The sequence below is a fragment of the Xanthocytophaga agilis genome, assembly GCF_030068605.1.
Classification (GTDB): domain Bacteria; phylum Bacteroidota; class Bacteroidia; order Cytophagales; family 172606-1; genus Xanthocytophaga; species Xanthocytophaga agilis.
In genome coordinates this window covers 139,593-147,401 of the sequence record NZ_JASJOU010000022.1, presented here as the reverse complement: position 1 = coordinate 147,401, position 7,809 = coordinate 139,593, and the positions used below count along the sequence as shown (strand labels likewise).

At 40.0% G+C, this 7,809-nt stretch carries 6 protein-coding genes; 2 read left to right on the top strand and 4 right to left on the bottom strand.

Annotated features, from left to right (window positions below; genetic code table 11):
- Positions 1 to 150: 150 nt before the first annotated feature.
- From QNI22_RS37510 to QNI22_RS37500, 3 genes are all read right to left on the bottom strand, one after another.
- Positions 151 to 540 (bottom strand): GerW family sporulation protein, encoded by a 390-nt coding sequence (locus QNI22_RS37510; RefSeq protein WP_314519406.1) that lies wholly within the window; start codon positions 538 to 540, stop codon positions 151 to 153.
- A 66-nt stretch (positions 541 to 606) separates the two neighbouring features.
- Positions 607 to 1,185 (bottom strand): hypothetical protein, encoded by a 579-nt coding sequence (locus QNI22_RS37505; RefSeq protein ID WP_314519404.1) that lies wholly within the window; start codon positions 1,183 to 1,185, stop codon positions 607 to 609.
- 910 nt (positions 1,186 to 2,095) lie between these two features.
- On the bottom strand, positions 2,096 to 5,146 hold the full coding sequence (locus QNI22_RS37500) for a carbohydrate-binding domain-containing protein (protein WP_314519403.1): 3,051 nt from the start codon (positions 5,144 to 5,146) through the stop codon (positions 2,096 to 2,098).
- Positions 5,147 to 6,095: 949 nt separating this feature from the next.
- Between QNI22_RS37500 and QNI22_RS37495 the strand changes: the two genes are divergently transcribed.
- Together QNI22_RS37495 and QNI22_RS37490 are read left to right on the top strand one after the other, a co-directional pair.
- The gene (locus tag QNI22_RS37495; RefSeq protein ID WP_314519401.1) at positions 6,096 to 6,596 is read left to right on the top strand and encodes a YbhB/YbcL family Raf kinase inhibitor-like protein; all 501 of its coding nucleotides are present in this window, start codon (positions 6,096 to 6,098) and stop codon (positions 6,594 to 6,596) included.
- 102 nt (positions 6,597 to 6,698) lie between these two features.
- Positions 6,699 to 7,154, top strand: a complete 456-nt coding sequence (locus QNI22_RS37490) for a DUF2267 domain-containing protein (RefSeq protein ID WP_314519398.1) — start codon at positions 6,699 to 6,701, stop codon at positions 7,152 to 7,154.
- A 130-nt stretch (positions 7,155 to 7,284) separates the two neighbouring features.
- Here QNI22_RS37490 and QNI22_RS37485 read toward each other — a convergent pair whose 3' ends face one another.
- Complete coding sequence (locus tag QNI22_RS37485; protein ID WP_314519397.1) at positions 7,285 to 7,716, bottom strand: hypothetical protein; 432 nt, start codon at positions 7,714 to 7,716, stop codon at positions 7,285 to 7,287.
- Positions 7,717 to 7,809 lie beyond the last annotated feature (93 nt).

The following is a 7,809-nucleotide window of genomic DNA, read 5'->3' as shown; positions in this document are numbered from 1 at the left end:
TTTCCTGGTAATCGTGTAATTTTATCCAATAGAGTCATCGGGAATAGTTTTGTTAGTTTGGTCACTACAAAGCTCTCCTTTTTGACTCTATTTTTTTATCCTTTTTGCAAATTGTCTAGTAGTATAAGAAAGATATACAAAACAGTTTTTTCAGGATTCGGTCTGTACTGAGGCGTGAGCGTTCTCCTTCTGAGAACTTTCTTTCTTAAAATAGGCTTGCAAAATATCAGGTAGCTTTTCAAATGCAGCTCCCATTCCTTTGCTGTGTTGGGCAGAAATAAACTGGATTGAATCGGCTCTGGTTACTAAAAATCCCATTGGTTCAATGCCCATTCCAACCCCTGCCCCACCACCTTCACCTTTGCCTGCTTTAACCTGTTCACCACCACCTCCAGCTCCAAGCCCCACACCCAGACGTAATACAGGGACACAGGTAAAATCACCAAGTTGAAAGGGGCTGCCAACTACGGTTTCGGTTTTGCCTTCATTTTTAACAAAATCGGTCACTTTTGCGAGTAACTCTTCAAAATTGTAGTTCATAGACGTATTGATTTTAGGTAAGAAAATAGTTTACTAGTAAAAAGGAATTTTACAATAAATGATCCTTCATTTATTGGTTACAAATACAGCAACCAGCTTGTATATGCGTGTAGAAGTATATAACTGCAGGTGGTTTCTTCCTTCAAAGTTTATTGAAATATTTACTACCTGGTAAGGTGTCGTATGGGCAAGAGCTAAGGTTAAGGGATATAAATAAGCATTCACGATCCAGTCTCCGGTATCTATTTGCCAGCTCAAATCATGCAGATGAAATGCGTTTAGTAAACGTATCGGAATGGCCCAAAGCCTTTTTTTGGGTGTCTCACTATGCAAATGCTGATTCTCTTTTTTTGGATCGGATTGCTTTTGAACAGATTGCGTATCAAGTCTTCTGATGCAGTTGTTAACTCTGCCTTGTCTGGATTTCTCTATCCAGTTGAATAAGTCAAATCTGTGGTAAAAAAAAGGTACTCTGTACCCCACAAGCAGTTTCTGATTATACTCTTCTATCCAAACGGTTATCAGCCCAAAGAAGCAAATCTGAACAGGTTCACTTTGTGTTGTATCTATTCGTAACGCGATAGGTAATACCGCCAGTATAGAAAGCGGTAACCCTACAAACAAGAGTATATACAGAAAAACCATTGGGTATTTACGATTAGTTGATGTTTGTGCCTAGTGTCTGAAAACATCGCTAAGGTAATTTTCCTTTGGTAAGGGATAAATGATGGCTATCACTACTAACTATAATGGTTATCAGTTACTTATAAAAATAGAATCATTCCTATCTAGTTGTTGGGCATTGTTTTATATAAAGTCCCTACCCTTTTCTATGTATTTTCCAGAAGAGTTGCATGTGAGTATAAGTTTGTTACATATATGTATTGAGAAGAATAGAAAGATTAATGATTAGCAAAAGTACTTTGGATGATTTTCATCATTGCTAATGACCATCCACTGATACTACATTATAGAAGTTTATAAGTTACTTTCCTCATTACAAATTATTCTACCACCTAATATCATACTAATCATGCTCAATTTTCCACACTTTTTTCCACTGAAACGAAATACTTTCTTTCAGCTCTCATTTAAAAACCTTCACTTTACATCATATTCTTTTAAGAGAAGATCCATTTCTAAGCAAGCAAATTCTTTTCAGGTAGGTAATAGAGTAAAATTGATCTACGACTGTGTTGAATTTCCTTGCCCAACGATGAGAGTACACAAAGTTACATCCGAATGCATCACATGTGTCTGGCAGTATGACCATACCTTATTAATGACCGAGGAGTTTGAGCCACATAGGTTACTACTAGTTCTATAAATTATCCCTTGACACACAGGTTATTCCGTCCGTTGTGTACTTTGCAAGCATTTTACTGGTCAATTGATCTAGTCAAAAAAGAATATGTGAAACAAATCGGCTTGCATTCACTCTTAATAGGAAAAAGAAAAGCCTTATCAACCAAAAGTATTTTGATTGATAAGGCTCACATCCCAGAAAGGAATATTCTGATGCTATATTCTCACTATTGTATCATCAATTATATCCTCAGTGTTGGATCAGAATTTTCTGTTTAAGGATATGTTGATTGACTTTAACTGCAAGCAGATACATACCCGATTGAATGGATTCCAATGCTACAGGCAACACTGTCCCTTCCCCGGAGAGCGAACAGGAGGTAGTATAGACTCTTCTACCTGTAAAATCAAATACATCCACATAGGCCCTCTGACCGGAAATTATCTGCTCTGGCGTTGCCTTTATATTCAGTGTAAAATACCCATGACTGGGATTAGGATACAGGCTTAGCTGCATAGCGGGTGAACTAGCTGCTAAAGTAGCTTCCCATGCTGAGGACTGATCTATCAGTTGAGGATGCATAATCAGATCTCCGTTAAAAGGCATTGTGCCATCGTATTCAACTTGTAGATTATTGTCACGGATATAGGTTGTATTCTGAGCAGTAAGTCCCATCTTTCCGTTCTCAAACTGAATATGTTCTACATACAGATTACGATCCTGACCACCAGCATAATACAGGTCATTGTCAAACCGAATCCGTATTTCATCTTGTTCGCTGATTGGACCAGGTAATAGGAATGAATAGGGTTTGTACTGAGAGGAAGTGAATGTTTCTCCTATATATACATTGTTCAATAGTACTTTAAAGTGGGCATATTCACCTTTTGCCTTGCTTCCTCGGGCACTGACTATAAGTTTTTCAGCCAGATCAAAGATCAGATCTCCATTCACCTTCATGATTCCATTATAGGGAAGCTCTTTGCCACTCTCACTCACGTAACGAACATTTTCTCGACTAGCTATAATACGCTTTCCTCCAATCTCTATGCTTTGTATATACAGATTACGATCCTGCTTTTTGAGCGAAGCATCGTTATCAAACCGGATATAGACTGATTGTATGTCAGATCTGGGAAAGGGAATGTGAAATGAATACGGCTTATAGGTAGTAGTCACAGAGGTCTCTCCCACAAACGTTTGATTGACAAAAAGTTTGAAGTGCGCATTCTGATTTGCGACTCTGGTTCCTTTTGCATTGACTACAAGCTGATCACCAGAGTTCAGGGTAACGACAAAAAGATCATTGGGTTCAAACATATCTGCACCCACAACGTTACCATAGTCCAGAACCCGTATCCACATACCAATGGATTCCCTATCAGTCAGATCAAGTCCATATTCACTTTGTCTGGGAATAGCAAGCTGATAGCTTTTCCAGTCTGTACCTGTAAGTGTAATCCCATGATAGACCTCTGCCGGAAGAGAAGTCTCCGCAAAATTATTGGTTGCATCCCGAAGAATCACCTGTTTGATTGTGTTATTGTCAAAAATAATATGCAGATTGTCTTCGCCATAAAACAACCCATCATTATTGCAATCCAAAAACAAATGCAATTCCCCAGTAATGGCCAATCCTGTTTTGATACCGACATACAGGAAAGCCTCATCAAAAGCTAAACGTAATTCTGTTCTGTCTTTGTGTTCGGGGTGCTCATAATAATATCTGCCATTTAAGGGCCATTGAGTCAGATTAGAAGTATAGTCAATCTTTTTGAATGGAACATCTGTAGAGACCGGGTAAAGGGGAAAGGAATCAATCGCATCATTGATGCCATCTTCATCCGTATCGGCACGTAAGGGATCAGAATCCGTAAATTTCCCTGCCATAGCTTCCTGCAGATCGCTCAGGCCATCCTGGTCACTGTCTGTGCTTGTAGCAGAGCTATTGAGCCTTTCTTCATCCAAAGGCAAAGTACTTTCCTTATCAGGCAGTCCATCCAAATCCTGGTCCAGCGTTACCAGCATTTTGCCCCATTGGTTGCCATTATTCAGATTCAGCCATCTTTCCCTTCCCCAATACCGGAAAATATCCCCATCTACATCCCAATTATCGCCACCATGTCCGACAAACTCACCCTGTGCACGGGCAGCATCCGGGTGATTGTGTGGAAAATCTGCATAACCCAGCGAAGCAAACATAGCATCAATGATATGATTAAACTCATGGACTGTCACAAATTTACCGTACTCACTTCCCCACCAGCCTGTCTGGAAATAGCCTGCTTTTCCCAGTACCCCAGCAGGCCCCCACGCCCCGTTATTGGATCCATTGGAAATAATGTAGACACAGTCATATTCATTGACAGGTAATCCCCGGCTACGTAAGTCCTGATCAATTACATTGGGAGGTATCCATCCGTCATCTCCCGCAAAAAGCGGAGCATAGTCTTCTACCACATAGACAGTCCAGGTAGGAAAAAAGCTGAAATAGCTGTTGCGAAAAATAAACTCAGAGGCTGTATACAGTGGTATCTGAACATCCTCTTCAATGGATGCAGGCAATGTACCATGATTGGTATTTTTGTAGAGCACTACCAGGTTGTGAAACCGGATGTATTCAAACTGTTTGGCCAGTGTGGGATCGGTTTGTCCCCATAACTCAAGTTCAGGAATGTGTACATACCCATCCCCCAGCGTCTGGGTAATAGTAAAACGGAATAGGCGAGCCTTGATTGGAGCAGCAAACGTCACCCCATCGTATGTACCTCCCACATCAGAACGTAAGGGAACAATCAACGAATATGAACCTGTTTTTCCCTCCAGATCTGCCAGGGTATTGGCTGCTTCCACAAGCCAGCTCTCCTTGTCGAGAAACGCATAACCCGGCTGTCCCAGAAAAACACGTATCTGGTCAATGGTCTGAACATTGGAAAACTCCAGCTGAATGATTGCCGGATTGACATTGGCTGTTCGCATCAGTGTAAGCGTATCCTGATCAAACATTAGATCAGGGTTGCCAACATCATAGGACGAAGTAGTGATCGAAAGTAAACTTTCACGCTTATATTCGAGCAAGTCCAGTTGTTGTGCAGCAGCACTCGTTTTTAGGTTAGCACCCTTCTGGCTAGCACCTTTCTTAGTCTGTAACAAACGGTGTGAGGGCAAAAGCATTCCTGTCTGTGAGGAGCTAGAAATAGGCGTATTAAACATAAGCCCCTTGGATATAAGCCCCTTACAGGCAAAAGACTGAGTTGGTGCCGATTGTGCTATTAACCAGTGAGGGAGAAGAACTGACACAATTAGCAAACTGAGTACTACTTTTTTGCATAGGCACATAAGTATAGACATAAATAAGGATTTTGAAGATGAATAAAGGGTAACACATCTTAATCCTGCAGTAACGGCAAAATCCGTTACTGCAAAACAGAAAACGATCTCACTGAAAAGGACTTAATCAAGGACCTGGGGATTCACTTTCCAGCAAAATTCTCGCAATCCGCAACGTTCAGCATACGAACGAATTAGCAAACCAACTAATGTGATAACTTCTTAGGCTATCTGACCAAGAGTCATGTTTTTGTTAGAATGTGTTGATGAAAAATTGGTAAGATAACTGTGTAAAAAATTTTTCTGCCAGCTTTACTAACTACTCCTATATGGAATAGACTTGCTTAAAAGTAACATTCAAGGTTTGTCAATTACGATGATATAGATCGGACAAGAAGATGATACTGCTCATGAGGATACTGTGCATGAGGATACTGTGCATAATACAATGATTATAGTTTACCTCACGGGATGGTTCTTTTTGTCATCCAATGTTTTCGATATCCCTTTGAGATGCACACAATATCTGTAGTGATAAAGGCTCTGTAGAGATTGTGTTGAGTAGAGATTGTGTCCAGACAGGCTGTTAGCTTCACTGACGTATAACGCAGGATAGAGATAGATACTAACATAATAACCTGCAAGCCTATGAACAGGATCAAACCAAGTGAGCAGAATAAGAAGAGGATGATAAGAATTAGCCAGGGGGCTGATCTGGCTCAGAGCAGTAAAGTAACAAATACCCTTTCTTTGGTTAGGTTTTAGGAGTAGTCTGCATACAAGACAAGCTCTTAAAACATCATACACTACTGATTACTTTCAGTGAGAACTTTACAAGAAGCTATTAAAAGTTTCACATCCATTCTTTGTACCCTATCTCTCTACATCTATCTTCTCGAACCTATAAACTCTTACTCCAATGTATAGGAAAGACAAAAGTGCTGATCTGGCACTTACCAGCTATGAGCTACTTAAAGTAAGCAGTCTTGCTTTTTCACATAAGAAATTTATTCCATACCGCTATACCTGCGATGGGAGTAATGTGAATCCGCCAATTCTGATAGAACACATACCCGAACATACTAAGGATCTGGCATTGATTATGGAAGACATGGATAATTTTAGCGGACGCTGGGTAGTGTGGAATATTCCTGTACCAACAAATCAGACCAGCTTTCTGATTGAAGAAAACACAATACCTGGCGTGCAGGGATTGACTGATTTTGGAACATCAAACTATTCAGGTCCTTGTTGCTCAAAAGCCATTCACAGATATATCTTTACACTATATGCACTGGATAAAAAACTGGATTTACCTCCTTCTACCACAAAGGATCAGTTAGAAATAGCGATTCAACCACATATTATTGGATTGGGAGAGTTGATCGGTGTATACCAACGTAATATGTGGGCTAAATAGACAGAATAGTAGTTGGACAAGCTGGCAGATTGCCAGTTTATGTTGTATTCAAAAATATTTTCTAAACTGTACTAGTTTTAACCCCTCAAAATTGATTTTATTATGGACTTTACTCAATATGCCACTGTAGGAAATCAATACCTGAATCGTTTAGCCCAGGAATTACAAATGCCTTTGGAACAGGCAGAAGCAGGCAGTATTCTTCGCGGGGTATTGCACGCATTACGCAATCATGTGACTGTTGAAGAGTCATGCGAGATGATATCTCACTTGCCTATGGCGCTGAAAGGAGTATATGTGGACGGCTGGAAGCCTCAGAGAAGTATAGGATCTTCTAACCATCTTGATGATTTTATCCAAGAAGTTGTCGAAGATGATGGCATGAGAGGATTACATGATTTTAGGGGAGCCTCTTATGCAAAGTTTGTTGTTGGGGCAGTTTTTCGCAGTTTGCAGAAGTCTGTTGCAGACAGTGAATATAAAAAGTTCATCTCCGCCATACCCAAAGATATTAAAGTTTTTATTCAGGATAGTATGGTGGAAAAAAAGCCTTGTTGATAGCAACAATACGGCAACGTTCAACAATATGGCCACAGTTGGGATCAAAATTGAGTAAGAAACTAATTGAGCCGGGTAAAACCAAGTAATCCGGATGCAAGCAATCCGGATTCTAAACCGATTTTTTAAATTAAAAATGAGCATGGTTAATCTGATAACCTGTGTAAACAGCCATACCAGTAGCAATGAGAGTAAGAATCGAAAACAAGGCAATACCTACGGCAAACCGATACCATGTCCTTTGGTTTTTAAAGGGAATAAAAGCAATGAAAGAAATCAGGCCTAATGCGCCGATAAACCAACTGGCAATTGATGCCATTTGCTTATGTGCATTGATTACTGTAAGCGAGACCAGATTTAACCTTCCCAATGCCTGGCTTGCTTCTATACCTGTTGCATAAACCACGGCAGAAATCAAAGCTGTCACAATAAAAATACTCAAACTTATCTTCTGGACAGCGTTATTTTTGAGCACTATCCCACTTGTCAGAAATACGCCTCCAAAAAACGTTCCCAATACAGGAAAGTGAGAAAGAATCAGATGCCACTGTGTTATGTCCATAGTAGTTATTAAAACACTAGTATAAGTATAGGTAAGGGCTATATAATGTACATGTTATTGATGAAAACGGCTTTCCTGAAAACAATCACAGCT